The sequence below is a fragment of the Curtobacterium luteum genome (assembly GCF_014646995.1).
Taxonomy (GTDB): domain Bacteria; phylum Actinomycetota; class Actinomycetes; order Actinomycetales; family Microbacteriaceae; genus Curtobacterium; species Curtobacterium luteum.
In genome coordinates this window covers 124,496-149,958 of record NZ_BMOI01000002.1, presented here as the reverse complement: position 1 = coordinate 149,958, position 25,463 = coordinate 124,496, and the positions used below count along the sequence as shown (strand labels likewise).

Below are 25,463 nucleotides of genomic sequence, written 5' to 3'. Positions count from 1 at the left end.
GGCGGAGGCGATCCGTGCCTCCAGGCCGTGTGGTCGGGCGTCAGCCCTTGACGGCGCCGCTGGTCATGCCGGCGACGATCTGTCGGTTGAAGAAGATGTAGAGGACCAGCGGGGGGATCGTGATGAGCAGGACGTCGGTGAAGAGCAGGTTCAGCTGGCTCACCGACTGGCTCTGGAAGGAGAACAGCGTCTGCTGGACGGTCTGGTTGTCGGCCCCGGGCAGGAAGTACAGCGGGTTGGCGAAGTCGTTGAACACCGCGACCGACTGCACGAGGACCACCGTGATGACCACCGGCTTGAGGAGCGGCAGCACGACGCCGAAGAAGAGGCGGATCGGGCCCGCGCCGTCGAGCACGGCGGCCTCGTCGAGTTCCTTCGGGATCGTCGCGACGAACGCCCGGAAGAGCAGGATGCAGAACGACAGGCCGAAGGTGGCCTCGATGAGGATCATCCCGCCCATCGTCTTGAAGAGGTTCAGACCCTGGAGCACCCAGATCGTCGGCACGATCGCCGGCGGCACGATGAGTCCGGCGAGCACGAAGAAGTTGATCACGCCGTTCCAGCGACTCGGGCGACGCTGCAGGGTGTAGCCGACCATGGCCGAGAACACCACCATGATGAGGACGCTGCCGACCGTGAGGACGGTGCTGTTGAGGAACGCCCTCAGGATGCCGCCGTCGCCGGACCCGAGGACCGCGGCGAGGTTCTGCCACAGCTGGAACTGCTCCGGCAGGGTGAACCCGAGCTCGTTGGCATCGGCCGGGGACTTCATGGCCTGGAGCAGGATGAAGGCGAACGGGACGAGGAACACCACGAAGCTGACGACGATCGCGATGCTGCCGACGATCCACTTCCGGGTCGTCTCGCGGCTGGCGCGCCGTGGTCGGACCGTGGTCGTCCGCCGATCTGCGATGGTGGTCACAGTTCCGCCTCCTTGCGGTTGATGAGCCAGGAGATCGGCACCATGATCGCCGTGACGACGACGAACAACACGACGTTGCCCGCGGTCGACAGCCCGTAGAAGCCGGCCTGGTACTGCTTGTAGATCACGCTCGCGATGACGTCGCTGGTGAAGCCGGGGCCACCGCCGGTCATCGCCCAGATGAGGTCGAACGAGCGGAGACCGCCGATGAGCGACAGGATGATGACCGTCCCCATCGCGGGGCGGGACAGTGGCAGCGTGATGTTCCGGAAGATCGTCCACGAGCTCGCGCCGTCCACACGGGCGGCCTCGAAGTACTCCTGGGGGATCGCCACGATGCCGGCGATGAAGATGAGCGTCGCGATGCCGACGCCCTTCCAGATGTCCACCGCGGCGACGCTCCAGAGGGCGAACGCCGGGTCGGTCAGCCACCCCGGGGTGGGGAGTCCGACCGAGCCCAGGACGCCGTTGACGATGCCGTGGAAGGGATCGAGCAGCGCCTTGAACGTGATGCCGATGCCGATCGTGGAGACGAGCACCGGGAAGAACACCACGGCACGGAGGTAGCCCCGCCCGAGCACGGGGCTCGTGAGGAGCAGCGCGAGGGCGAGTCCGAGGACCACCTTCGCCGCGCTCGTCACGAACCCGTACTCGAACGTGTGCACGAACCCGGAGACGAGCTGCGGGTCCTGGAAGAACCGGACGAAGTTGTCGAAGCCGATGAAGGTCTGGTCGAACAGCGTCCAGCGGGTGAGCGAGAAGTAGAACCCCGCGAAGGTCGGGACCGCGAAGAACACGACGTACAGCGCGATCGCCGGGATGAAGAACCACGCCGGGTAGTACGAGCGCATCTTCCTGCGCGCCGGCCCCGGCCCGGCCTTGGTGGTCTGCGGCGGGGCCACCGCCGTCGTGAGCGTCGCGGTCACCGACCTCACCAGCCCTGGAGCCCGAGCTGCTGCGCCTGCTGCACGACGTCCTGGTCGTACTGCTTCGCGCCCGTCGAGGCCGAGGAGATGCCGGAGCCGACTTGCACGCAGATCTTCTCGAGGTTCGGGCCCTTGATCGGGGAGAGGAACTCGAGCGCGGAACCGGCCTTCTTGTCGGAGACGTACTTCGCGACGTCGGAGACGATCGGCGGCACCGAGTCGGGCAGCGTGCACGAGCTGATCGCGTACGGGCCGCCCGGCGTGCTGGTGTCGTTCTGCACCGTGCAGCCTTCGGACGAGTTCGCGAACGCGACGAACTTCTTCGCCGCCGTGAGCTTGTCGCCCGTGGCCGTCTTCGGGATGTAGAGGCTGTTCGGCTGCCACTGGGTCAGCGTCGTGTCGTCCGCGTTCGCCGCCGGGATCGCGAAGGCGCCGATGTCGTCCACCGCGTCGGGGTTGTCCTGTTGGATCGTCGCGATGGCGTTGGTCAGCATCGGGTACTGGGCACCGGTGCCGTCGGCGAGCATCTTGAGGCCGGCCGCCTGCGTCGCCGAGGCGAAGTCCTCGTTGAGGAGGCCCTTGTCCTTGATCTCGGCGAGGTGCTCGAAGCCGGCGAGTGCCGGTTCCTCCGTGTAGCTCTCCTTGTGCTTCGTGTACTGGTCGGCCCAGTCCGACTGCTGCGCGGTGATGTTCGCGAAGTCGCCGAGCACGAGGAGCTGGCTGGTCCAGGTGTCGCCGTAGGTCTGGATCACCGGGGCGACGCCCCCGGCGGACTTGATCTTCTCGCTGTTGCTGATGAACTCGTCCCAGGTTGTCGGGACCGTGAGACCGAGCTTGTCGTAGACCTTCTTGTTGTAGAGGATCGCGCCGGCGAAGGACGTGAGGAACGGGGCGCCGTACATGCCCTTGTCGGTGCTGACCGTCGTCTTGTACTGCTCGTCGACGTCCTGCGCCCAGCTCTCACCGGAGAGGTCGACCAGGGTGTTGTCGGGGTTCAGGGCCTGCAGGAGCGAGCCGGAGTTGTACCCGAACACGTCGGACATCTCGCCGGTCGAGAGCTGCGTCTTGACGAGGTTGTCGCCGTCGGTGCCCTGGGGGCGGGTGTCGACCTTGACGGTGATGTCCGGGTTCGCCTTCTCGAACGCGGCGACCAGTGCCTTGGTGGTGGTGGCCGTCGTCGGGGCGTTGTCGGTCTGGAAGGTGATCTGCGTCTTCCCGCCGGTGTCCGCGGAGCCGCCGGAGGAACACGCGGCCGTGCTGCCGATCAGGGCGACGGCACCGCCGATGGCGAGCAACCGGGTGGTCAGACGGCGCGAGGGTCGTGCTGGCATTCCTTACCTCCTCGTAAGGCCCGGGCGGGGGAGGCCCGGGAGAAACGGACCGGAGCCTGCGTCGGTGCGGACTCCGGAGGTGCTGTTGAAGCGTTTCAATCGGAATGGAACCACGCGGATTGAAGCGTGTCAATCACCCGGACGGATTCGTTACCGAACGTGCGGCGGCTGGCTCCCCGCCCCGAGTCTCGGCCTGGCGGACACTTCTCGCGGCCCGGGGCCCGAGAGATGTCGGGTGGCGCGAGTCTCGGGGCGGCGAACCCGAGACTCGGCGGCAGAGGAGGGGGCACCGCCCCGCGGCAAGGGACGCCCGAGTCTCGGCCTGGCGGACACTTCTCGCGGTCCGGGGCCCGAGAGATGTCGGGTGGCGCGAGTCTCGGGGCAGCGAACCCGAGACTCGGAGCAGCGAACCCGAGACCCGGCGCGCGAAACCCGGCGCCCCGAGACCCGGCGCGCGGGCGGCGCGCGAGACCCGGGGCGGGGAGGCGCCGCTGGACCTCAGGCCTCCGTGCGCCGCGGGTCGCTCGGCTTCGTCGCCGCCTGCGCCGCCGCACCCCGGGCCCGCCCGAGCGTGCTCTCCCGCGCGATCAACTCGCTCCCGAGCACCACGGTCCGGTGCACGTGCCCCGGTCCCTCCGCGAGCTCGGCCAACAGGAGCGTGATCGCCTCCGCGCCCATCTCCTCGCCGTGCTGCGTGACCGAGGTCAGCGGCACCGCCCCACCCCACGCCACCGAGTTGTGGTCGCAACCCGAGACGGGGATGTCCTCCGGCACACGGATACCCGCGGCGCGCAGCTCCGTGACGACGGCCATCGCCAGCAGGTCCGTCACTCCGAGGACGCCGTCCGGCCGCTGCCCGGGGGGCATCGCGGCGATCCGGACCCCTGCGTCGGTCCCGCCCGGCGGGTCGATGTCCTCGGCGTCCACGTCGATGAGTTCGACCTCGGGGTGCTCGGCGACCGCGCGGAGGAGGCCCACCCGCCGACGCGCGACGGGCTGCCAGTCCGGCCGTGCGCTCACGAACGCGATGCGCCGACACCCCTGCTCGATGAGGTGCGTGGCAGCCACGTAGCCCGCCTGCTCGTTGTCGACGATGACCGAGCACGCGTCGACGTCGTCCGGCTCGTAGTTCACGTAGACCACCGGGAGACCGTGCTGCCGAACCGCCTCGACCTGCTCGCGCGAGGTGGTCATCGAGGCGAACAGGATCCCGGACACCCGTGTGCTCTCCATGAACGCCAGGTGCTCGGCCTGCGCCTCGAGGTCGTTGTCGCTGTTCGTGACGAGCAGGGTGCTGCCCTCGGCTCGCGCTGCGGTCTGCGCTCCGGTCACCATGTCGGTGAACAGCGAGTTCCGCAGTGAGCTCACGACGAGGCCGATCGACCGCGTCCGACCGGACGCGAGGGCGCGCGCGTTCCGGTTCGGCGTGTACCCGAGCGCGTCGATGGCGTCTCGGACCTTGGTCGCGGTCGCTTCCGCGACCCGCTCGGGGTGGTTCAGGACGTTCGAGACCGTCGCGAGCGACACCCCGGCGCGCGCCGCGACGTGGTGCACGCTCGGCGGTCCGTCTCGCCGCGGGGTCTGCACCATCCTCCGATCGTAGGCTGCGGGGCTGCGCGCGCCGGACGGGAGGCGCGTGGCGGGCGCGCACCGCGCCTCCCGTCCGGTGGTGGTCGGCACCGCGACCGGCGCTGCCCGACGACCCGGGGCGGCCTCAGCGATCGGCGACCGTGGACTGCCGCACCACGAGTTCCGGCGTGAACTCCACGTGCTCGAGGTCGATGTCCTGCCCGTGCTCGACCTGTGCCACGAGCAGCTCGATCGCGCGCCGGCCGAGGTCCTGTGCCGGCTGCCGCACCGAGGTCAGCGGCACCACCGCGGCCTCGGCGAACGCGATGCCATCGTACCCGACGATGGCGATCTGCTCCGGGACCGCGACGGAGCCGCGCATGATGAACGCCTGCTCGAGGCCGACGGCGAGCAGGTCGTTCGCCGCGAACACGGCGTCCGGGCGCTCGGCGGCCGGGCGGGCCTGGAGCTCCTCGCCGACACGGCGCCCCTCGAGCACCGAGAGGGACCGGGTCGGGACGACCTCGAGGTCGATGCCGGCGGTCGTCGCGGCGAGGCGGGCTCCGGCGAGGCGGTCGGCCACCTGTCGGATGCCGGACGGCCCACCGACGAAGGCGACCCGACGTCGGCCGACGGCGGCGAGGTGCTCGACGGCGATCCGCCCCCCGGCGACGTCGTCGACGGACACGGACGCGAAGTGCTCGTCGTCGGCGCGCCGGTCGACGAGCACCACGGCGGTGCCCTGGTCACGGAGGCGCTCCAGCCGACCGAGGTCGTCGCCGGCGGGGGAGACGAGGAGCCCGGCGACGCGGCGTTCCTCGAACAGGTCGACGTAGGTGCGCTCCCGTTCAGCGGACTCGTCGGAGTTGCCGATCAGGACCGCGAGGCCCTGTGCCATCGCGGCGTCCTCCGCGCCCCGGGCGACGTCGGTGAAGAACGGGTTGCCGCCGTCGAGCACGATGAGTCCGACCGTCGAGCTCCGGCCGGCGCGGAGCTGCCGCGCCGAGTCGTTGCGGACGAAGCCGAGCGAGGCGATCGCGGTCTGGACCCTCTCGACCGTGGCGGGGGCGACCTTGTCGGGGCGGTTCAGCACGTTCGAGACCGTGCCGAGCGACACGCCCGCGAGCGCTGCCACGTCCCGCACGCTGACCGCCATGCCGCCATCCTGGCACCCGCCGGCCGTCCCGGGCTGTTCGACGTGCCGGAGCGTCGGGTCGGCGCCGGGACTTGCCGAAGGCCCCCCGGGCGCGTATGGTCCTCGCAGCACCACCGTTGAAACGATTCATCGACGAACACGCGAACGGAGGACCAATGGCGGTCCGCATCGGAGCCCGGAACACCACGGGCTGGAAGGCGACCGTCTCGGTCGCCATGTCGAACTACATCGAGTCGGGGTCGATCATCGCGATCGCCACGAGCCTCAGCCTCTGGCAGGCGCAGTTCCACATCGGGGACCTGCAGGTCGGACTCCTCGCGAGCCTGTCCGCGAACGCCTTCGGGGCCGCGGCCGGCGCGATCATCGGCGGTCCGCTCTGCGACCGGTACGGCCGGAAGTTCATCTACACCTACGACCTGCTGCTCTACATGCTCGGCATCCTGCTCGCGGTGTTCGCCGGCAGCTACGGCATGCTGCTCGTCGGCTTCATCCTCACCGGCATCGCGGTCGGCGCCGGCGTCCCGGCGAGCTGGACCTACATCGCCGAGCAGGCACCGGCCGACAAGCGCGCCGCCCACGTCGGCACCGCGCAGCTCGCCTGGTCGGTCGGCCCGATGGTCGGGTTCGCGCTCGCGATCGCCGCCGCGCCCCTGGGGTTGCTCGGCAGCCGACTCATCTTCGCGCACCTCTTCGTGGTCGCGGCGATCGTCTGGTGGTTGCGGCGCGGCCTGCCGGAGTCCACCATCTGGAAGGACGAGCGCGCTGCCACGGGGACCGCGAACTTCTTCCACGGCGTGACCCAGCTGTTCAGCCGCCGCCGCAACCTCACCGCGATGCTGTTCCTGTTCGGTGTCTACGCGCTCTGGAACACCGTCGCGGGCCAGGCGGGCATCTTCCAGCCGCGCGTCTACTCGGCCACCGGCGTCACGAGCGTCCCCGAGCAGTACGGGCTGCAGATTCTCGTCTGGGCGTGCACGGTCGCCGCGACCTACTTCGGCTTCATGCGCTTCGCCGACCGGATGAGCCGCCCGGTCCTGTACGCGATCGGCGCCGCACTCGCCATCGTCGCCTGGGCCGTGCTCATCTACGCGCCGGCGACCCTCGGCACGCTGCTGTTCTTCGCCATCGCGTGGGGCATCTCCTCGGGCATCGGCGCGCAGGCGTTCTACGGCCTGTGGACGAGCGAGCTCTTCGCGACCCGGTACCGCGCCAGCGCCCAGGGCGTGCTGTTCCTCGCTGCCCGGGTGATGGTCGGCCTCCTCAGCATCTGGTTCCCGCTGCTCCTGAGCGACATCGGACTGCGTGCGCTCGGCGGCCTCATCCTCGGGCTGCTCGCACTGTCGTTCCTCGTCGGGACGATCTGGGCACCGGACACCCGCGGCAAGCGCCTCGAGGAGATCGAGGCCGAGCGGTACGGCACCATCACGAGCACCACCGGCACCGTCCGGACCGTGGAGGAGCACGAGGAGCGTGAGCAGTCGCTCCGCGACCGCCCCGAGCGGGCGCCACGGTGACCGACACGGACCAGCGTGGGCCGCGCCTCCCGGCGGGTCGGACGGGAGGCCCTGATCGCGTGGTGCGGGTCTGCTTCCGTCTGCAGGTGGCGACGGAGCACCTCGACGTCTACCGCACGCAGCACGCGGCCGTGTGGCCGGCGATGCTCCGGACGATCGCCGCGGCGGGACGACGGAACTACTCGCTGTTCCTCGACGACGACGGCCTCCTCATCGGGTACTACGAGACGGACTCGGTGGCCGACGCCGATGCCGCGCTCGCCGCCTCCGAGGTCGCCGCGACGTGGGAGGCGCACATGCAGGGCCTCTTCGACGGTGCCACAGGCCGAGCGGACCAGACCGCCCGGGTGCTGCCGGAGGTCTTCAACCTCGAGGACCAACTCGCCGCGCTCGATGACTGACGCCAGGCCTCCGGGGGAGTGCGTCACGAGCGCACAGCAGGGTGATCGACCCGCCGACTAGCGTGACCGCCATGCAGCCGCTCGCGCCCGGATCGCTCCGCATCCTCCACCTGTCCGACACCCACCTCACCGGTGACGGCGCCCTCCACCAGGGCTCGACCGACACGACCGCGGCCCTCGACGCCGTGCTCGCGTCCGCCGAGGGCGTGCCGGACGTCGGGCTCGTCGTGGTGTCGGGCGACGTCTCCGAGGACGGCACCCCGGCCTCGTACACGCGCCTGCGCGAGCGCGTCGGCGGGTGGGCCGAGCGGCACGCTGCCGCGCTCGTCACCGTCCCGGGCAACCACGACCTGCGGGAAGGCTTCCGGCAGGTGCTCGCGAACGGGCACGTCCTCGGCGAGGGCGGTCGTCCACTCGCGCACACCCTCGAGTACCTCCCGCCCTCGGTCCCGGTGTCCGGGCAGTCCGTCGTCGCCGGGCGTCGGGTCGTGACGGTCGACACGAGCGTCCCCGGCTCCGGGTACGGGCTGATCGCGGACGAGGCCCTCGACCGGCTGCGGCGTGCCCTGTCCGACGGGGAGCCGTCGGACGGCGGCTCCGTGGTCGTGCTGCACCACCCGCCGCTGCCGGCCCCGACCGCACTGCACGAGGCCCTGCGGCTCCGGAACGCCGAGGCGTTCGCGGACGCGATCCGCGGGACGGACGTCCGCTTGGTCCTCGGCGGCCACCACCACCACCACTCGGCCGGCTCCATCGCCGGGGTACCGGTGCTCGTGGCCCCGGGGGTGGCGAACGACACCGACGTGGTCGGTGCGTACGACGAGGAGTCGGCGCACATCGATGCGGGGTACCTCGTGGTCGACCTCGCGGCGGACGGGTCGGTGTGGTCGTCGCCGGTGCGGGTCCCGCGGCCGGACACCGATCCGCTCGCGTTCCACCTCGGTGCCGACGCGGTGACGCGGATCATCGACGCGGCCGGTTGACCGGTGCGTCCCGGACCGGACGGGAGGCGCGTGGCGGCGCCGCCACGCGCCTCCCGTCCGCGGGTGGGAAGTCCCCCGGTCGTGCGGACACCACCCGGCCCGCACGAGTAGACGAGAGGCAGAACGTCTTCGAAGGAGCGCGCCATGCGACACGGCAACGCAGTGCAGTACGACCGCTACGGCGGGTTCGACGTGGTCCAACTGGTCCCGCAGGAACGACCGGACGCCGGTCCCGGCGAGATCGTCGTCGAGGTGGTGGCCGCCGGGCTGAACCACATCGAGCGGTTCCTCCGTGAAGGCAAGTTGCGTGAGTTCATCGACCTCGACTTCCCCGCCCACCAGGGCGTCGACTTCGCTGGCATCGTCCGTGCCCGGGGTGAGGGCGTGAAGGACCTCCGCGTGGGCGACGAGGTCCTCGGCCACGCCCCGACCGGCGGCGCGCACGCGAACTGGGTCAGGGTCCCTCGCGGTGCGGTGATCAAGAAGCCGGAGCTCGTCGGGTGGGAGGTCGCCGGAGGGCTCTACCTCGCCGGCTGCACCGCGGCGACGATCGTGCGCGGACTGCGGCTCGGCCCGCAGGACACGGTGGTGATCAGCGCCGCAGCGGGCGGGGTCGGTCACATCCAGTGCCAGCTCGCCCACGACGCGGGAGCCACGGTGATCGCCCTCGGCAGCGCCCGGAACCACGACTACCTCCGCCAGATCGGCACACTGCCGGTCGTGTACGGCGAGGGCGAGGAACAGCGCATCCGCGAGATCGCGGACGGTCGGGAGATCACCGCGTTCATCGACAACCACGGCGAGTCCGATGCCGAGCACCTCTCCGAACGCCTGGGCATCCCCGCCGACCGGTTCGTGTCGTCGGAAGAGCGTCGCGACGTCGAACTCCGGTTCCTCCGCGCCCCCGCCGAGGACGACGAGGCCCGCGAGCTGCTCACGATGCTCACGAAGGCCGTACAGGACCGCCGGGTGCAGGTGCTCATCTCCGGCTTCTACCCGTTCGAGTACATCGTGGACGCGTACGAGGACCTCGCGCAGATGCAGTCCCGGGGCAAGGTCGTCATCGGGATGCAGACCGTCGAGACGGGTGCGCGGATGGACTGGTACCGGTCCGAGAAGAACCGTGACCTGCGCGATCCGGTCCGCCGGCCCCAGACCGCCGACGCCGGCTGAACCCCTTCGCGGAGGACGTGCTCGGCGACTAGCTGAGCACGTCCTTCGTCGCGAACCGGCTGTACGCCAGCGCGCCGAACACGACGACGTACCCGAGCTGCAGCAGCGCGTTCGCGCCGAACGAGTCGAACGAGATCGGGTCCCGCAGCAGGTCGCCGAAGCCGAGCCACTGGTGCGAGAACAGGTACGGGTGCAGCCAGTCGAGCTGCGGGAGCTGGTCGAGCACCTGCGACGCCCCGGCGAGCACGACCGTCGCGGCCATCGCCCCGACCGGGACGTTCGTCAGCGTCGAGGTGAACAGCCCGATCGCCGACAGCCCGAGCATCGACATCGCGACGTACAGCGCGAGCAACAGCGCCCGGCCCGCGTACGACCACCCGCCGACCTGGGTGCCCGACAGCAGGGTCACCGGGCCGATCGGGAACAGCAGCGCCCCGATCGCCGCTCCGACGAGGACGATGAGGAGCGTCGCGGCGAGGGCGAACGCCACCGTGCCGACGTACTTCACGAGGACGAACCGCAGGCGGCCGGTCGGAGCGACGAGCAGGTAGCGGATCGTCCCGTGGCTCGCCTCGCCGGCGACCGTGTCGCCCGACACCACCCCGATCGTCAGCGGCAAGAACAGGGGGATCGAGACGGTCAGCGCGGTGAACGCCACGAAGAGGCCGTTGTTCGTGATGTCGCCGAGGAACGCCGGCCCGCCGCGGTCAGGGCCCTGTCGTGGCCCGGACGGCGATCGCGATGAGGATCGGGACGAGCGCGAGCGCGCCGAGCATCGCCCAGGTGCGACGGCGGCGGAACAGCAGTCCGAGTTCGGAGCCAAGCAGGGCGAACGGGCGACGACGGGTGGCCGCTGCACGGCCGGTGCCCGCCCGCTCGACGTCCGGGCCGGACGAGACGTCAGGCAGCGACATCGAAGCCCTCCCCGGTGAGCGCGACGAAGCGGTCCTCGAGGGTGCCGCCGCCGACGGTGATGCCGCGGACGCGGACGTCGGCCCGGACGAGCTCCGCGGTGACGTCCTCGGCGAGCACGGCCGAGGGCAGCTCCGCCACGAGGACGTCCGCGCCGCCCTCGTGGCGCGGTGTCAGGCCGAGCCGGGTGAGGACGGAGCCGGCCTGGCCGACGTCGGGCGTCCGGACCGTCAGCGTGCGGACGCCGGCCGAGCGCAGCTCGTCGAGGGACCCCTGCGCGACGAGCTCCCCGGCGCGCATGACCCCGGCGTGCGTGCACACCTGTTCGATCTCAGCGAGCAGGTGGCTCGAAACGAAGACCGTCGTCCCGTCGTCGGCGAGGGAGCGGATGAGGTTCCGGACCTCGCGCGTGCCCTGCGGGTCGAGGCCGTTCGTCGGCTCGTCGAGCACGAGCAGGTCGCGCGGGCTGAGCAGGGCGTTCGCGAGGCCGAGGCGCTGCTTCATGCCGAGCGAGTACGCGTGCGCCTTCTTGTCGGCCGCGTGGGACAACCCGACCCGGTCGAGCGCCGACGCGACGCGGTCGGCCCGGGTCCGGGGGTCCGTGGTCGGGTCGGCGGCGTCGAACCGCGCGAGGTTCGCGCGGCCGGACAGGTACGGGTAGGAGGCCGGACCCTCGACGAGCGCCCCGACGCGGGGGAGTACCTCGAGCAGGGCCTCGGGCACCCGACGCCCGAGCAGTTCGACCGACCCGCCGGTCGCGCTGGAGAGCCCGAGCAGCATCCGGATCGTCGTCGTCTTGCCCGAGCCGTTCGGGCCGAGGAACCCGTACACCGAGCCGCGGGGGACCTCGAGGTCGATCCCCTTCACCGCGTGCTGCTTCCGGAACACCTTCCGCAGGCCATCGGTGCGGATCGCGTACCCGTCCGGAGCAGCAGCGTCCGTCACTTGGCCGCGGCCACGAGGGCGGAGACCGGCACGGCCCCGGCGAGCACCCGTCCGTCGGCGGTCAGGTACACCGACACCAGGGACGTCTGCACCGCGCGACCGCCGTCGACCGGGCGGGTGAGCTGGTCGAGCAGCCCGTCCGCGTCAGCACCGAGCGAGGACGTGTCCGCCGTGCCCGCGGGGAGCTCGGCGACGGTGTCCCACCCGGAACCCGTCGTCACGACACCCGCACCGGCGCCGTCGTGTCCGCGGTGGTCGCCGTCGCCACGTGCCGTTCCGGACAGGTCCTTCGTGTGCACATCGGCACCGCTCGGCGGCGTGAAGTCGAACAGGCGGGCGGCCGGAGCGCCGTAGTCGAGGCTCGTGAAGCCGACCTGGAACGCCGGCGTCGACTGCCCCTTCGCGGCGACGGTGACCCGCAGCGGGAGTCCGGTCTGCTGGTCGACCGCGAGCTGAACCGACCCGACGAGGGTGTCGGACGACTTCGGCGAGAGGGTGACCGACCAGGCGTCGTGCCCGGCGACCGAGGTGCTCGTCGGCTTGGAGACCGTCGTGCTCGGGGTGATCGCGTCGATGGCACGCCGGGCGAGGTCGGCCGGTGTCGCGGTGCCGTCCTGCTGCGTCGATGCCTTCGCGGGCAAGGTCACGTGCGTCGCCTCGCGCTGCTTCGAGTCCCACGTCCAGACGTCCGAGCCGTTGCGCACGAGGTCCTGCTCGGCCAGCTGCGTCGTGACCTGCACGCGCTGCTTGTCGGCTCCGTCGACGTAGAGCCGAGCGGTGTGCGACGTCGTGAGCATGCTCAGCGCATCCGACGCGTCACCCTGCAACGACGAACCACCGGAACCGGACGGGAGCTCGGGCAAGCCGAGGTCGCTCGTCTGCTCGACCTTGCCGGAGTACTGCGCGTCGGACGACTGCGCGACGCTCGCGATCACGTCCGCGGCGCTCGGGTCGGACCCGGCGATCGGCGTGGACGCCGCGTTCGCGATCATCGGCGCCGCGACGGCGCCGGCGACGACGACCGGTGCGATGACGGCGGGCAACCAGGCTGACTTCTTCATCGGGATCCCTCCTGAGAGGTGTGAGCGGTGCGTGCTCGGCGGTACGAGCTGGATGGTGCGTGCGGGACGGGGGCACCGTACGTCCGGCAACCGACAGAACGCTGGGCATCGCCGACCTCCCTAGACTCGGAGCGCGGACGCGGTCCGCGCGCGACCTCGAAGGAGACGGCATGCGGGCGGTGCTCGGAGTGGACATCGGCACGTCGAGCACCAAGGCGCTGCTCGCCCGGCTCGACGGGACCGTCCTCGCCGAGTCGAGCCGACAGCACGACGTCGACCGGCCGGAGCAAGGGCTCGTCGAGATGGACGGCGACTCGTGGTGGGCCGAGTTCGCCGAGCTCACCCGCGAGCTGCTGCGCTCCGTACCGGACGCCGACGTCGCGGCCGTCGGGGTCAGCGGGATCGGACCCTGCGTGCTGCTGACCGACGCCGACGACCGACCGTTGCGACCTGCCGTGCTCTACGGCGTGGACACCCGTACGGCGGACATGCTCGACGAGGTGACGGCCGAGCTCGGTGGCCTCGATCCGGTCCGGGCCCGCTGCGGCAGCGCGCTGACCACGCAGGCAGCGGGCGTGAAGCTCGCCTGGCTCGCACGGAACGAGCCGGACACCTGGGCGCGGGCGGCGCGGTTCACGATGCCGTCGTCCCGGGTCGTCGGGCTGCTGACCGGCGAGTACGTCCTCGACCACCACTCGGCGAGCCAGACGACCCCGCTCTACGACGTGCACGAGCACCGCTGGATCCCCGAGTGGTGCGATGCGCTCGCGCCGGGTCTGCTCATGCCGCGGTTGGTGTGGTCGGGCGAGCGGGCGGGGGCGGTGACCGCAGCGGCGGCAGCGGCCACGGGCCTCCCGGTCGGCATCCCGGTGACCGCCGGCGCGATCGACGCCTGGGCCGAGGGCGTGAGCGTCGGCGAGGCCGTGCCGGGGCGCATGTTCCTGCAGTACGGGACGACGATGTTCATGATCGCGCCGACGACCGGAGCGATCGCGGTGCCGGGGATGTGGACGACGGTCGGGACCCGACCGGGACAGGCCTGCGTGGCGGGTGGCACGGCGACCTCCGGGGCGATCACCGAGTGGCTGCGACGGCTCTTCCACGGCGACTGGTCGACGATGCTCGAGGAGGCCGAGGCCTCGGGTCCGGGCGCGAACGGACTGCTCATGCTGCCCTACTTCGCGGGGGAACGGACACCGATCGCGGATCCGCACGCGCGCGGCGTGGTGGCCGGGCTGACGGTCCGACACACCCGGGGCGACCTCTACCGGGCAGCGCTCGAGGCGACGGCGTACGCGGTCCGTCACAACCTCGAGACACTCGCGGCGGCCGGCGTCGAGGTCCGGGAGCTCGTGGGGGCGGGCGGCGGCCTCCGTGGGTCGCTCTGGCCGACCATCGTGTCCGACGTCACCGGACTGCCGCAGACCGTCCCGAGCGTGACGGTGGGGGCGTGCTTCGGATCGGCGTTCCTCGCGGCGGGGCTCGTCGCCGACGTCGACATCGCGACGTGGAACCCGGCCGACCGGGTCATCCACCCAGACCCGGAGGCGCACCGCGGCTACGAGGCCGGGTACCGCGACTTCCGCGACCTCTACGATGCCACGGCCGCGATCGTGCACCGACTGGCCCGGCGGACGGCTCCGCACCGCTGACGGAGCCGTCCACCGGCGACGCTCAGGAGCGCCGGGACGGGATGATCGAGACCTTGACGCTCGCACCGGCCGAGTCGCCGACCAGGTCGAGCGCCTGCTGGAAGTCCTCCAGCGCGAACTGGTGCGTGCAGATCTCCGACATCGGCAGGGTCTCCGACTCCAGGAGCTTGATCGCTGCCGGCCAGGTGTGCGGCCCGAGGTGCGCCCCGCGGACGTCGAGCTCCTTGTCGTCCGAGATGATCGACCAGTCCACGGACACGTTGTCCTTGAAGACCGAGTACTCGACGAACGTGCCGAGCTTGCGGAGGAGGTTGAGGCCCTGCGGCACCGCCGACGGGTGTCCGGTCGCCTCGATGTAGACGTCGGCGCCGTACCCGTCGGTGAGCTCCTTGACGCGGGCGACGGCGTCCTCCTCGGCGATGTTGATCACGATGTCCGCGCCGACCTTGCGGGCGAGCTCGAGCTTCTCCGGCACCACGTCGAGGGCGATGATCCGGAGGGGGTTCTTCTGGCGGGTGCCGGCGATCGCGGAGAGGCCGATCGGGCCCGCGCCGGCGATGACGACCGTGTCACCGAACTTGATGTCGCCTCGCTCGACCGCGTGGAAGGCGCAGGACAGCGGCTCGGCGAACGCGGCGACCTGGCCGGGCAGGTCGCTCGACACCGGGTGCGTGAGGGCCTTGGTCGGTACGAGGACGTACTCGGCCATCGCGCCGTCGTAGCCCTTGAAGCCGAACATGTCGTGGACGTTGCACATCCAGTAGATGCCCTCGAGGCAGTAGCGGCACTCCCAGCACGGCACGATCTGCTCACAGGCGATGCGGTCGCCGAGCGACACCTTGCGCTTGGCGAGGGCGTCCTCGTCACCGGCGACGATCGTGCCGACGAACTCGTGCCCGGGGATCCGGTCGGTCTCGGCCCACGCCGGTCGGTTCTCGTCACCCCAGAACTTCGCTGCGCCGTGGTAGCACTTCAGGTCCGACGCACAGATGCCGACCGCGTCGGTACGGAGGAGCAGTTCGCCGGGTCCGGGCGTCGGGACGGGGCGCTCCTCGAGCCGGTAGTCACCGGGGCCGTGGACCACGACGGCGCGCATGGTCGCCGGGATGGTCGCGGAGCCGCTGCTCGTGGGGGTCTCGGTCGTCGTGGACATGAGGATCTCCAGGGGTCGTGGTCTCGCCGCGTCATCGCGGCGAGGGCGACACTACGCGACACGGAACAAAAGTCAAGAACAAGATTTCTGCCGACGGGTCACCGTGTCCGAACGCAACGATTTCGGCGCGTCCACTTGCAGAAATTTCGTCACGCACATAATTTCTGCCTTGCACCACGCTGAGTGGTGCCGGTCCGCCTCCCGACGGACCGACGCAACGGAGCGAACCACGAGGAGCACGCGATGACGCGAGCCGACCACAGGACCCGGCGTCCCGACGCGACGCGGGCTGCCACCAGCCTCCCGGGCTGCCGAACGGCCCGAGCCGTCCGCAGCGGGGGCGTCCGATGACCGCCACCGGCGCGGTCCCGACCGTGCGGAACCGTCGGGCCGTCAAACGGGTCGTCCTCGTCGCGGCCGTCCTGGTCGTCGTCGTCGCCATGGCGCTGTCGGTCAAGGTGGTCGGCAAGGGCTCGACGGTCGGTGCCGGTCCTGCCGCCTTCTCCGCATCGACATGGGGGAAGACCAACTTCCCGAAGGTCCAGGCGGCGATCGCGAAGCGCGCGGTGCCCGCGACCGAGCTCGCGCCGGCGATCATCGCCGACCCCGCCGCCGCGGCGAAGAAGTACGGCGTCGACGCCGGCACCGGGCCGGAGTTCGCGACCACCTTCACCGGCACTGTCGGCGCCCCGCAGGACGGCATCTACCCGGTCACGGTGTCCGGTCTCCCGAGCGGGCTGCTGGTCCGCATCCAGACCGGGCCCGCCATCAACGGCACCGACCTGCGCGACGCTCCGGGGACGATCGAGTTCGGCCAGTTCACCAACCAGATCGACTACCAGAACGCGGGCGCGGCACTCAACGACCAGCTGAAGAAGCAGGTGCTCGCCGAGGTCGACACCGGTTCGCTGCAGGGCAAGAAGGTCACCGTCACCGGCGCGTTCCAGCTGATCAACCCGAAGGGCTGGCTCGTGACGCCGTCCGCACTGGAGGTGAACGGATGAGCGGCGACGACGCGATCGGCACGGTCGTCCTCGAGGCGGCCGACATCGTGAAGACGTACGGTGCGACCCGGGCGCTCAAGGGGGTGGCGTTCGCGGTGCACCGCGGGCAGGTCACCACGCTGTTCGGGGAGAACGGCGCGGGCAAGTCGACGCTCATGAAGATCCTGTCCGGCGTCGAGCAGCCCACCTCCGGCACGCTCACGCTGCGCGGCGAGCCGGTGTCGTTCGCGGACACCGTGGACGCCCGCGAGCACGGCATCTCGATCATCCACCAGGAGCTGAGCCTGGCGCCGAACCTCACGGTCCGCGACAACATCTTCATGGGGCGTGAGCTGCGTGGGCCCACCGGGGTCGACTACGCCGAGGAGGCCCGACAGGCCGCGGCGGTGCTCGCGGAGCTGGGCGAGGACATCGACCCGCTCACCCTGGTGTCCGACCTGCGCCTCGGGCAGCAGCAGCTCGTCGAGATCGCCCGGGCACTCTCGGTCGATGCGCGGATCCTCATCATGGACGAGCCGACGAGCGCGCTCTCGGCGTCCGAGGTCGAGGTGCTCTTCACGGTCGTCCGCGACCTCAAGGCCCGTGGGGTGTCGATCGTCTACATCTCGCACCACCTCGAGGAGGCCCTCGAGATCACCGACCACGCCGTGGTGCTCCGGGACGGGTCGGTCACCGCGACGGCCCGGCGCGCGGACATCGACCTCGAATGGGTCGTCCGCGCGATGGTCGGCGAGGGGTTCGACCTCGGTTCGCCCCCCACCGGGTACGAGTTCGGCGCACCCGCGCTCGCGATCGAGGACGTCGTGGTCGCCGACCCGGACGTCCCGGGGCGGAACGTCGTCGACCACGTGTCGCTCTCGGTCCGGACGGGTGAGATCGTCTGCATCTACGGCCTCATGGGTGCTGGTCGGACCGAGCTGCTCGAGGCCGTCGCCGGACGCACGCCCGTCGACGGCGGTGCGATCCGCAAGGGCGACCGCGACCTCGCCGGGCTGTCCATCGCCGAGCGGATCGACGCCGGGCTCGGTCTCGTGCCGGAGGACCGGCAGCGGGACGGCCTCGTGCAGACGATGACCGTCGGTTCGAACATGTCCCTGGCGTCCATCGGCGCGTTCGTGCGCGGTCTCTTCCTGTCCGGTCGCCGCGAGGTCGACCTGGTCACCGACTCGATCCAGACCGTCCACGTGAAGACGGCCGGGGGCGGCGCCATGATCGGCTCGCTCAGCGGCGGGAACCAGCAGAAGGTCGTCATCGGCAAGATGCTCGCGACCGACCCGGACGTCATCCTGCTCGACGAACCGAGCCGGGGCATCGACATCGGTGCCAAGGCCGAGGTCTTCCGGCTGCTCGCCGAGCGCGCCCGACAGGGCCTCGCCGTCGTCTACACCACCTCAGAGGTGGGCGAGTGCCTGAGCATCGCCCACCGCATCGTCGTCATGAGCCGCGGGCGCATCGCCGCCGAGTTCGGTTCGGACGTGACCAAGGAAGCGATCATGGCCGCCTCGGGCGAAGCCGTGGTCGCATGACCGCCAGGAACGGAACAACCATGACCACCACGACCGCCGGTCAGCGGCGCCCCGCCCTCTTCCCCGACGGGTTCAGCGTCGGACGTCTGCTGCTGCAGGGACGGGCCTACTTCGCGCTCGTCGTCATCATCGTCGTCTTCTCGATCCTGTCGCCGAACTACTTCACGGTGAGCAACCTCCTCACGATGTCGTCGCACGTCGCCGTGTACGCCATCCTCGCGCTGGGCATGCTCCTGGTCATCCTCAACGGCGGCATCGACCTGTCCGTCGGCTCGACCCTGGGGTTCTCGGGCGTGATCGCCGGGTTCCTCATGAAGGGGGTGGCCATCGGCGGGGTCACGCTCTACCCGAAGGTCTGGGTCGTGGTCGTGCTCGCGTGCGCCTCCGGAGCGCTCATCGGCCTCGTCAACGGCGTGCTCGTCGCACGGTTCAAGGTCGCACCGTTCGTGGCGACCCTCGGCATGCTGTACGTCGTCCGCGGCATCGGCCTGCTGATGACGAACGGGCTGACCTACAACAACCTCGAGGGGAACGCCGCGCTCGGCAACACCGGGTTCGACTGGCTCGGCTTCAACCGGCTGCTCGGGCTCCCGATCGGTGTGATCGTGATGATCGTCGCCGCCGTGGTCGGATCGCTGCTCCTCAACCGCACCGTCTTCGGCCGCTGGCTGTACGCCTCGGGTGGCAACGAGCGCGCCGCGGAGCTGTCCGGTGTGCCGGTGAAGCGCGTGAAGATCCGCGTGTACGTCCTCTCGGGCCTGTGCGCCGCGATCGCCGGCCTCATCCTGTCGTCCGAGCTCACGAGCGCCAGCCCCACGGCCGGCAGCTCGTACGAACTGACCGCGATCGCAGCGGTCGTCATCGGCGGCGCGGCGCTGTCAGGCGGTGTCGGCAACGTCCGCGGCACGCTGCTCGGTGCGTTCGTCATCGGCTTCCTGTCCGACGGACTCGTCATCATCGGCGTCTCCGCCTACTGGCAGACCGTCTTCACCGGCGCCGTCATCGTGTTCGCCGTCCTCCTCAACGCGGTCCAGTACAAGCGTCGTCCGGCACGTGCCGGCGGTGCAGCGGGCCCCCGACAGACCTCTCCCACCGACACCCAGCCCCCGGCGGTCGTCGGCGAGAAGACAGCCGTCTGACCCTCCCGTCACACGGTCCACAGCGAAAGGAAACCCACCATGAACCGCAAGCTCGCAACGGTGCTCGCAGCGGGAGTCGGACTGAGCCTGGTCCTGACGGGCTGCTCCGCCGGCGGTGCCGCGTCCGGCGGCGACGGCTCGTCCAAGAAGGGCGGCCTCATCTCGATCATCGTGAACGATCCGTCGAACCCGTACTGGAAGACGGAGGGCGACGTCGCGTCGGCCGAGGCGAAGTCGCTCGGCTACAAGTCGAACGTCTCGGCGTCGAAGGGTGACACCAACACCGAGAGCAACCTCGTCGACACCGCCATCACGAACAAGTCGGTCGCCATCATCCTCGACCCGGCCAACGCGAGCGGGTCGATCGGCGCCGTGAAGAAGGCGGACGCCGCCGGCATCCCGGTGTTCCTCGTGAACGCGGAGATCAACCAGGCCGGACTCGCGAAGGCCCAGCTCGTGTCGAACAACGCGCAGGGTGCGGCGATCGGCGCGCAGCAGTGGGTGAAGTCGGTCGGTGACTCCGGCAACTACGCGGAACTGTTCGGCGCCCCGTCCGACAACAACGCCCAGACCCGGTCGAACGGCTACAAGACCGTCCTCAGCCAGTACCCGGACCTCAAGGAGGTCGCCAAGCAGGTCGCGAACTGGGACCGGACGCAGGGCCACGACAAGACCCAGTCGATCCTCCAGGCCGACCCCGACATCAAGGGCATCATCTCCGGCAACGACGAGATGGCGCTCGGTGCGATCGCCGCCCTCAAGGAGTCCGGGAAGCTCGACCAGGTCAAGGTCGGCGGCTTCGACGGTTCGCCGGACGCGGTCGACGCCGTGAAGGCGGGCGAGCTGCAGTACACCGTGCTCCAGCCGGTTGCGACGTTCGCCAAGAAGGCCGTGCAGGAGGCCGACGAGTACCTCCGCACGGGAAAGACCGGCGCGGCGCAGGAGAAGCAGGCGTTCGACTGTGTGCTCATCACCAAGGAGAACGCGGACAAGGTGACCTCGCCGTTCACCCTCTCCGAGTGACGCGTCCCTGACCTCGGACGTCGGCCCCGGCCCTGCACCCATCGGTGCAGGCCCGGGGCCGACGCGCGCGTGCCGGGGACGGGGCCGTCAGCCGGAGCACGGTCCGCGACGGACGGCACGCGACGGACGGTCCGCCCACCGCGGGCACCACGAAGGACCGGCCGCAGCGATCCCTGTCGCTGCGGCCGGTCCTGGTCGGTCGGTCGTCCCGTGGTCGGTCTCAGTCGGCGGCGGACGCCCCCGCGTCGACGCCCGAGGGCGACGAGCCGTCGTACCCGCAGATCGCGGCCACCTTCTCCGCGCTCGCCGAGGCCGGGTCGAACTCGTAGCCGAGCCACTCCCGGACGAGGCGTCGGGCGAGCTCGACGCCGATCACGCGCTGGCCCAGACACAGCACCTGCGCGTCGTTGGAGAGCACCGAGCGCTCGACGCTGAACGAGTCGTGCGCCGTCACCGCACGGATCCCCGGCACCTTGTTCGCGCTGATCGCGACCCCGAGCCCTGTGCCGCACACCAGGACCGCCCGGTCCGCACGGCCGTCCGCGACCATCCTCGCCGCGTCCACGGCCACGTGCGGGTACGCGGTGTGCCCGTCCGCGTCGACGCCGACGTCCTCGACGGACGCCACCCGGTCGTCGGCGAGCAGGTCGCGCTTGATGATCTCCTTGTAGTCGTACCCTGCATCGTCCGAGCCGATCACGATCCGGTGGGTCATGCGTGTGTTCCTTCCTGTCGGTCTGCACGCGCGGCGAGGACCTCGCCGACGCGGGTGAGGATCAAGCCCATGGACGTCGCGCCGGCGTCGGGCGTACCGATGCTCTTCTCCGCGAGCGGCCGCGCCCGTCCGACGCGGGGACGCAGGTCGGCGGTGGCAGCTGCCTCGGCGACGGCGACCGCTGCGGCGGCACGCCACGCGGTCGCGGTGTCCTGGCCGGCGTCGACGCCCTCGCGGAGTGCGTCGACGAAGGGGAGGAGGGCGTCGAGGAGCGTCTTGTCGCCACGCGCGGCGCGGCCGAGGTGCACGATCGCGTCGGCGAAGGCCTGCGCGGCATCGACGACGTCGGCGGGGCGGTACTCGTCGCGGTCGTCGCGCAGCGACCGACCGAACGCCTCGAGCGCTGCGCCCCAGAGGACACCGGAGGTGCCGCCCGCGAACTCGGCCCACGCGTCACCGGCGCGTCCGAGGACGAAGGCGACCCCTGCCTCCCGGTCGAGCCGTTCGACGGCCCGGCGGGCCGCCCCCGATCCCTTGACCATGCCGCGGCCGTGGTCGCCGTCGCCCGCGACGGCGTCGATGCGGCCGAGCTCCTCCTCGTGCTCGCGGAGCAGCGCGTCGACCGCGTCGAACGCGGCGCGCGCCGTCGCAGCGGCCTGCCGGGAGGCGGTGGTCGCGTCCGGCACCTCGGTCGCCTCGGCCGCGGCGTCCTCCACCGCGTCGGCGGCGACGAGCGCCGCGACCGGCGCCGCCACCTTGCGGTACGCGGGCGTGTACGCGTCAGCGCGCCAGTACCGCTCGAGTTCGTCGTCGAGCCACTGCAGGGTCAGCGAGCAGCCGCCCATGTCGAGGCTGGTGACGAGCTCGCCGACCTCGGGCTCGACCACCTCGAGGCCGGCCTCGGTCAGCAGCGGGAGCACCCGCCCCCAGAGCAGGAAGAGCTCCTCGTACTTGGTGTCGCCGAGCCCGTTCAGGATCGGGGCGACGCGGGTCGTGGACCCGGGCCGCTCGGTCAGCAGCCGCTCGACGAGCAGCGTTGCGAGCTCGCGCGCCGGCAGCAGGGGGACGTCCTCGATGCCCGGCTCGCCGTGGATGCCGAGTCCGAGCCCGAGGTGGCCCTCGGGGACCGTGAAGAGCGGTTCGCCACCGCCCGGCATCGTGCAGCCGGAGAACGCGACGCCGATGGTCCGCGTGGCGGCGTTGGCGGCGTTGCCGACGCGCTCGACCTCGTCCAACGACGCTCCTGCCGCCGCGGCGGCCCCCATCGCCTTGAAGACCGAGAAGTCGCCTGCGATGCCGCGGCGCTGCGACGGTTCGTCGGCGCTGGCGACGTCGTCGGTCACGACCACGACGCGCGTCGGGATGCCCTCGGCGTTGAGGCGCTCGGCCGCGATCCCGAAGTTCATCACGTCACCGGCGTAGTTCCCGAACGTGAGCACGACGCCCCGGCCCTGGTCGGCGGCCTTCGCGACCGCGTACACCTGTGCGGTCGAGGGCGACGTGAAGACGTTGCCGACGACCGCGCCGGTGGCGAAGCCCGGGCCGACGACGCCGCAGAACGCCGGGTAGTGGCCGGACCCGCCGCCGACGACGACCGCGACCTGCGGGTCGGCGTCGGCGGTGGGGAGCGTCACGACCCCGCCGTGGACCGCGCGCACGCGGTCGGCGTAGAGCGCGGTCCAGCCTGCCAGCTGGTCCTCGGCGAAGTCCTCGGGGTCGTCGTGGATGGTCGTCATCGTGGTGGGGTCCTGTCGGTGGTGGTGGATGAGGGACCGGACGGCGGCGGGACGGCCGCCACCGCCCGGGGTCAGTGCGTCCGGTCGCCCTGCGGGACGCGCAGGAAGTGGACCATCACGAACGCGCAGGCGTAGAGGCCGACGAAGGTCCAGGTGACCGCCTGGCCGCCGCCGCCGAGTGCGAACACCGCCGCGACGACACCGGTGCCGAGGAACGCGGCGCCGCCGGCCGCCGTCGTGTACATCGCCATCGCGGCGCCCTTGTGGTCCGGCGCGAGGGCGGGCATGATCGCGCCCATCGGCACGAACCCGGCGAGGAGGCAGCCGAACACGCAGCCGGCGACGACGGAGAGCACGTAGCCCCAGTCCGACCCGGCGGGCACGAGCTGCGGTACGTACCACCACGCGACGAGGCCCGTCGCGGAGCCGACGATGCCGAACCACTTGACGGTGCGCTGCCAGCCGATGCGGTCGCCGACCCACCCGAACAGGGCGTTCACGAGGATGTTGGTGGCGTAGACGCAGACGGTCATGAGGAGCCAACGACCCTGGCCCCAGCCGCGGTCCTGGGCGATCACGGCGGGCAGGACGACGAACATCCCGAACTCCGGGGCGGTGTTGATCAGACGGACGAGGAAGCCCATGAGGACCTTCGGCCGGGTGACGGTGAGGCGCACGCCACTCGTCAGGACACGCCAGGTGCTCTCGCCCTCCGGGGCGATCCGGCTGAACCCGTTCGGCAGCCGGACGCTGAACAGCATGACGAGGAAGCCGATCAGGACGAGCCCGACGGAGGCGATCATCGCGCCGGTCTCCCCGCCCGTGCCACCGCCGAACAGCGGGATCGCGCCGATGGCGAAGAGCGACCCGAGCGTGGGGAGGCCGCCGGTGAACGCGACGTAGAACCAGCCGACCGCGGAGCCGTTCCGCTCGACGGGCGTCGTGATGTTCACCCAGACGAGGAACGCGAACGCGAACAGCGGGTAGCCGAACCCGCGGAGGGCGTACGCCACTGCTGCGAAGGAGACGCTCCCGATCGCGAGCGCGATGAGGAACAGCACCTCGAAGACCACCCAGACGGCGAACCCGAGCACCATCACGCGGCGCGGCCCGACGAGGTCGGACAGGGCACCGGACACGTAGGACCCGATGAGCGCCGCGAGGCTGTAGAACGTCACGATGGTCGCGACCGTCGTCTCGGGACTGCCGAGCACGGCCACCATGTGCGGCGTGATGAAGTTCGACTCGACGCCGTTGCCCGTCATGAAGACGAGGACCGCGACGAAGCCGAGCGCGAGCGGCCTCGGGATCCCCATCCGGTCCAACCGCCCCTCGGTCCGGCGTGCTGCTCGCGCGCTCGTCGCACGCTGTGTCGTCGTCGACATCCTCGACTCCTGTGTCCTGGTGGTCTGCGATCGGATCCGACCCTACACCCGTAGAACGTTTGCTCAGAACAGAATTTCCTCAATTCGCACGGCGCGCCGCGTTCCGCCGGTGTCACCGACCGGAGCGGGGATACGGTCGCGATGTCCGCGCGAACCGATCGCTCGTCGACCGGTGTCGGCGACGCTCCGAAAGGCGATGCCACATGTCCTCCGACACCCCCGCCGCACCGACGGAGGCCGGGCGCTCGCGGTTCCCGCTCGACACCGTGTACCAGGCGGCGCGGATGTACTACCTCGAGGACGCCACACAGGTCGAGATCGCGGCACGGCTCGGGGTCTCCCGCCCGACCGTCAGTCGGCTCGTCGCCGAGGCCCGCCGAGCGGGCCTCGTCCGCATCGAGGTCGTCGACCCCTTCCAGGACGAGACCGTCGCCCTCGCGGAGCGCCTGCAGGTCGTGCTCGGGCTGCAGGCCGTGCACCTCGCCGCGGTCACGCACCCCGCGACGCTCGGCGTCGACCTCGCCGGACCGATCGCCACGGCCTTCGAGGGTATGGGGCTCGCTCCCGGGGACGCCGTGCTCATGTCGTCCGGGCGGACCGTGTACGACGTCGCCCAGGCGGGGATGCCGCGGCTGTCCGGCGTCCAGCTCGTCCCCACGGTCGGAGGTCAGGCGGACCCGATGCCGTGGTTCCAGACGAACGAGATCACGCGGACCGCGGCCGAGCACTCCGGGGCGATCCCCGCGTTCCTGTTCGCCCAGGCGATCCCGTCACCCGCGATGCGCGCCACCCTCGACGAGGACCCGGCGTTCCAGCACGTCGTCGGTCTCTGGGGGAGTGCGAAGGGTGCGGTGCTCGGGATCGGCGCTCCGACGGCCACCCGGGACGCGATCGCCAGGGGCATCCCCGTCGAGGACGCGGCGTTCGACCTCGCCGCGGGTGACGTGTGCCTGAACTTCTTCGCCGCGGACGGGTCCGCGATCGAGTTCCCCGGCAGCGATCGCATGGTCCGGACCTCGCGCGAGGTGCTGGCGGCCGTTCCGCACGCCGTCGGCGTCGCGGTCGGCGAGGCGAAGGTCACGAGCATCATCGGTGCCGTCCGCGGGCGCCTCGTCAACGAACTCGTGACGGACGCGCCGACGGCGCGCGCCCTCCTCGACGCCCTCGCCTGACCGGCGCCCTCGCCTGACCGGCGCCCTCGCCTGACCGGCGCGCTCGCCTGACCGGCGCGCTCGCG

The 25,463-nt window shown here is 71.1% G+C and carries 21 protein-coding genes and 1 pseudogene; 10 read left to right on the top strand and 12 right to left on the bottom strand.

Features of this window, described 5'->3' with window-relative positions; all coding sequences use genetic code 11:
- Window positions 1–40 precede the first annotated feature (40 nt).
- The 5 genes from IEY20_RS04095 to IEY20_RS04075 form a co-directional block, all read right to left on the bottom strand.
- On the bottom strand, window positions 41–913 hold the full coding sequence (locus tag IEY20_RS04095) for a carbohydrate ABC transporter permease (protein ID WP_229727869.1): 873 nt from the start codon (window positions 911–913) through the stop codon (window positions 41–43).
- A gap of 5 nt (window positions 914–918) precedes the next feature.
- A complete protein-coding gene (locus tag IEY20_RS04090) occupies window positions 919–1,773 on the bottom strand; it encodes a carbohydrate ABC transporter permease (RefSeq protein WP_083882108.1) in 855 nt (284 codons plus the stop codon).
- Window positions 1,774–1,853: 80 nt separating this feature from the next.
- Window positions 1,854–3,179 carry an ABC transporter substrate-binding protein gene (locus IEY20_RS04085; RefSeq protein ID WP_175328163.1) on the bottom strand — a complete coding sequence of 442 codons (1,326 nt, stop codon included), beginning with the start codon at window positions 3,177–3,179 and terminating at the stop codon, window positions 1,854–1,856.
- 498 nt (window positions 3,180–3,677) lie between these two features.
- Window positions 3,678–4,769: a LacI family DNA-binding transcriptional regulator gene (locus IEY20_RS04080; protein WP_175328164.1), complete on the bottom strand. Its 1,092-nt coding sequence runs from the start codon at window positions 4,767–4,769 to the stop codon at window positions 3,678–3,680.
- A gap of 124 nt (window positions 4,770–4,893) precedes the next feature.
- Complete coding sequence (locus tag IEY20_RS04075) at window positions 4,894–5,904, bottom strand: LacI family DNA-binding transcriptional regulator (protein WP_175328165.1); 1,011 nt, start codon at window positions 5,902–5,904, stop codon at window positions 4,894–4,896.
- 155 nt (window positions 5,905–6,059) lie between these two features.
- Here IEY20_RS04075 and IEY20_RS04070 point away from each other — a divergent pair, with 155 nt between their 5' ends.
- The 4 genes from IEY20_RS04070 (at window position 6,060) to IEY20_RS04055 (ending at window position 9,975) form a co-directional block, all read left to right on the top strand.
- Entirely contained in the window at window positions 6,060–7,418 is a 1,359-nt protein-coding gene (locus tag IEY20_RS04070) for an MFS transporter (protein ID WP_204620550.1), read from the top strand.
- Window positions 7,419–7,477: 59 nt separating this feature from the next.
- The gene (locus tag IEY20_RS04065) at window positions 7,478–7,819 is read left to right on the top strand and encodes an L-rhamnose mutarotase (protein ID WP_175328196.1); all 342 of its coding nucleotides are present in this window, start codon (window positions 7,478–7,480) and stop codon (window positions 7,817–7,819) included.
- Between the two features lie 71 nt (window positions 7,820–7,890).
- A complete protein-coding gene (locus IEY20_RS04060; RefSeq protein WP_175328166.1) occupies window positions 7,891–8,802 on the top strand; it encodes a metallophosphoesterase in 912 nt (303 codons plus the stop codon).
- Between the two features lie 144 nt (window positions 8,803–8,946).
- On the top strand, window positions 8,947–9,975 hold the full coding sequence (locus tag IEY20_RS04055) for an NADP-dependent oxidoreductase (RefSeq protein ID WP_175328167.1): 1,029 nt from the start codon (window positions 8,947–8,949) through the stop codon (window positions 9,973–9,975).
- 28 nt (window positions 9,976–10,003) lie between these two features.
- Here IEY20_RS04055 and IEY20_RS04050 read toward each other — a convergent pair.
- The 3 genes and pseudogenes from IEY20_RS04050 to IEY20_RS04040 all read right to left on the bottom strand — a co-directional run bounded on the left by IEY20_RS04050 (window position 10,004) and on the right by IEY20_RS04040 (window position 12,893).
- Window positions 10,004–10,889, bottom strand: a pseudogene (locus IEY20_RS04050) (ABC transporter permease).
- Window positions 10,876–11,832, bottom strand: a complete 957-nt coding sequence (locus tag IEY20_RS04045; RefSeq protein WP_175328169.1) for an ABC transporter ATP-binding protein — start codon at window positions 11,830–11,832, stop codon at window positions 10,876–10,878. Before IEY20_RS04045 ends, IEY20_RS04050 begins: the two are co-directional and overlap by 14 nt.
- Window positions 11,829–12,893 (bottom strand): LolA family protein, encoded by a 1,065-nt coding sequence (locus tag IEY20_RS04040; RefSeq protein ID WP_175328170.1) that lies wholly within the window; start codon window positions 12,891–12,893, stop codon window positions 11,829–11,831. Before IEY20_RS04040 ends, IEY20_RS04045 begins: the two co-directional genes overlap by 4 nt.
- A gap of 170 nt (window positions 12,894–13,063) precedes the next feature.
- On the opposite strand from IEY20_RS04040, the gene IEY20_RS04035 reads away from it, so the two are divergent.
- Complete coding sequence (locus tag IEY20_RS04035; protein ID WP_175328171.1) at window positions 13,064–14,545, top strand: FGGY-family carbohydrate kinase; 1,482 nt, start codon at window positions 13,064–13,066, stop codon at window positions 14,543–14,545.
- A 22-nt stretch (window positions 14,546–14,567) separates the two neighbouring features.
- Here the strand turns inward: IEY20_RS04035 and IEY20_RS04030 are convergent, their stop codons facing one another.
- Window positions 14,568–15,698, bottom strand: coding sequence for a zinc-binding dehydrogenase (locus tag IEY20_RS04030; RefSeq protein WP_175328172.1), 1,131 nt, complete (start codon window positions 15,696–15,698; stop codon window positions 14,568–14,570).
- Between the two features lie 347 nt (window positions 15,699–16,045).
- Here IEY20_RS04030 and IEY20_RS04025 point away from each other — a divergent pair, with 347 nt between their 5' ends.
- The 4 genes from IEY20_RS04025 to IEY20_RS04010 are packed head-to-tail and all read left to right on the top strand — an operon-like array spanning window position 16,046 to window position 20,390.
- Complete coding sequence (locus IEY20_RS04025) at window positions 16,046–16,702, top strand: DUF2291 domain-containing protein (protein ID WP_022903662.1); 657 nt, start codon at window positions 16,046–16,048, stop codon at window positions 16,700–16,702.
- On the top strand, window positions 16,699–18,228 hold the full coding sequence (locus tag IEY20_RS04020) for a sugar ABC transporter ATP-binding protein (RefSeq protein ID WP_175328173.1): 1,530 nt from the start codon (window positions 16,699–16,701) through the stop codon (window positions 18,226–18,228). The genes IEY20_RS04025 and IEY20_RS04020 overlap by 4 nt, the downstream gene beginning before the upstream one ends.
- Before the next feature lie 20 nt (window positions 18,229–18,248).
- Complete coding sequence (locus IEY20_RS04015) at window positions 18,249–19,367, top strand: ABC transporter permease (protein WP_022903660.1); 1,119 nt, start codon at window positions 18,249–18,251, stop codon at window positions 19,365–19,367.
- Between the two features lie 39 nt (window positions 19,368–19,406).
- On the top strand, window positions 19,407–20,390 hold the full coding sequence (locus IEY20_RS04010) for a D-ribose ABC transporter substrate-binding protein (protein WP_175328174.1): 984 nt from the start codon (window positions 19,407–19,409) through the stop codon (window positions 20,388–20,390).
- Between the two features lie 220 nt (window positions 20,391–20,610).
- On the opposite strand, the gene IEY20_RS04005 is transcribed toward IEY20_RS04010, so the two are convergent.
- The 3 genes from IEY20_RS04005 to IEY20_RS03995 form a co-directional block, all read right to left on the bottom strand.
- On the bottom strand, window positions 20,611–21,105 hold the full coding sequence (locus IEY20_RS04005; protein WP_175328175.1) for a ribose-5-phosphate isomerase: 495 nt from the start codon (window positions 21,103–21,105) through the stop codon (window positions 20,611–20,613).
- On the bottom strand, window positions 21,102–22,841 hold the full coding sequence (locus IEY20_RS04000; protein WP_175328176.1) for a dihydroxyacetone kinase family protein: 1,740 nt from the start codon (window positions 22,839–22,841) through the stop codon (window positions 21,102–21,104). Before IEY20_RS04000 ends, IEY20_RS04005 begins: the two co-directional genes overlap by 4 nt.
- A gap of 71 nt (window positions 22,842–22,912) precedes the next feature.
- Window positions 22,913–24,226: an RbtT/DalT/CsbX family MFS transporter gene (locus IEY20_RS03995; RefSeq protein ID WP_217504241.1), complete on the bottom strand. Its 1,314-nt coding sequence runs from the start codon at window positions 24,224–24,226 to the stop codon at window positions 22,913–22,915.
- A 203-nt stretch (window positions 24,227–24,429) separates the two neighbouring features.
- Here IEY20_RS03995 and IEY20_RS03990 point away from each other — a divergent pair, with 203 nt between their 5' ends.
- Window positions 24,430–25,398 carry a sugar-binding transcriptional regulator gene (locus tag IEY20_RS03990; RefSeq protein ID WP_175328177.1) on the top strand — a complete coding sequence of 323 codons (969 nt, stop codon included), beginning with the start codon at window positions 24,430–24,432 and terminating at the stop codon, window positions 25,396–25,398.
- Window positions 25,399–25,463: the final 65 nt, after the last annotated feature.

Excerpts from the sequence above, each read along its gene's own strand:
- IEY20_RS04010 (WP_175328174.1), top strand. The coding sequence starts at position 19,407 with ATGAACCGCAAGCTCGCAACGGTGCTCGCAGCGGGAGTCGGACTGAGC.
- IEY20_RS04040 (WP_175328170.1), bottom strand. The coding sequence starts at position 12,893 with ATGAAGAAGTCAGCCTGGTTGCCCGCCGTCATCGCACCGGTCGTCGTC.
- IEY20_RS04080 (WP_175328164.1), bottom strand. The coding sequence starts at position 4,769 with ATGGTGCAGACCCCGCGGCGAGACGGACCGCCGAGCGTGCACCACGTC.
- IEY20_RS04020 (WP_175328173.1), top strand. The coding sequence starts at position 16,699 with ATGAGCGGCGACGACGCGATCGGCACGGTCGTCCTCGAGGCGGCCGAC.
- IEY20_RS04090 (WP_083882108.1), bottom strand. The coding sequence starts at position 1,773 with ATGCGCTCGTACTACCCGGCGTGGTTCTTCATCCCGGCGATCGCGCTG.
- IEY20_RS04030 (WP_175328172.1), bottom strand. The coding sequence starts at position 15,698 with ATGTCCACGACGACCGAGACCCCCACGAGCAGCGGCTCCGCGACCATC.
- IEY20_RS04070 (WP_204620550.1), top strand. The coding sequence starts at position 6,060 with ATGGCGGTCCGCATCGGAGCCCGGAACACCACGGGCTGGAAGGCGACC.
- IEY20_RS04060 (WP_175328166.1), top strand. The coding sequence starts at position 7,891 with ATGCAGCCGCTCGCGCCCGGATCGCTCCGCATCCTCCACCTGTCCGAC.
- IEY20_RS03995 (WP_217504241.1), bottom strand. The coding sequence starts at position 24,226 with ATGTCGACGACGACACAGCGTGCGACGAGCGCGCGAGCAGCACGCCGG.
- IEY20_RS04025 (WP_022903662.1), top strand. The coding sequence starts at position 16,046 with ATGACCGCCACCGGCGCGGTCCCGACCGTGCGGAACCGTCGGGCCGTC.
- IEY20_RS04075 (WP_175328165.1), bottom strand. The coding sequence starts at position 5,904 with ATGGCGGTCAGCGTGCGGGACGTGGCAGCGCTCGCGGGCGTGTCGCTC.
- IEY20_RS04005 (WP_175328175.1), bottom strand. The coding sequence starts at position 21,105 with ATGACCCACCGGATCGTGATCGGCTCGGACGATGCAGGGTACGACTAC.
- IEY20_RS04085 (WP_175328163.1), bottom strand. The coding sequence starts at position 3,179 with ATGCCAGCACGACCCTCGCGCCGTCTGACCACCCGGTTGCTCGCCATC.
- IEY20_RS04015 (WP_022903660.1), top strand. The coding sequence starts at position 18,249 with ATGACCACCACGACCGCCGGTCAGCGGCGCCCCGCCCTCTTCCCCGAC.
- IEY20_RS04055 (WP_175328167.1), top strand. The coding sequence starts at position 8,947 with ATGCGACACGGCAACGCAGTGCAGTACGACCGCTACGGCGGGTTCGAC.
- IEY20_RS04035 (WP_175328171.1), top strand. The coding sequence starts at position 13,064 with ATGCGGGCGGTGCTCGGAGTGGACATCGGCACGTCGAGCACCAAGGCG.
- IEY20_RS04000 (WP_175328176.1), bottom strand. The coding sequence starts at position 22,841 with ATGACGACCATCCACGACGACCCCGAGGACTTCGCCGAGGACCAGCTG.
- IEY20_RS03990 (WP_175328177.1), top strand. The coding sequence starts at position 24,430 with ATGTCCTCCGACACCCCCGCCGCACCGACGGAGGCCGGGCGCTCGCGG.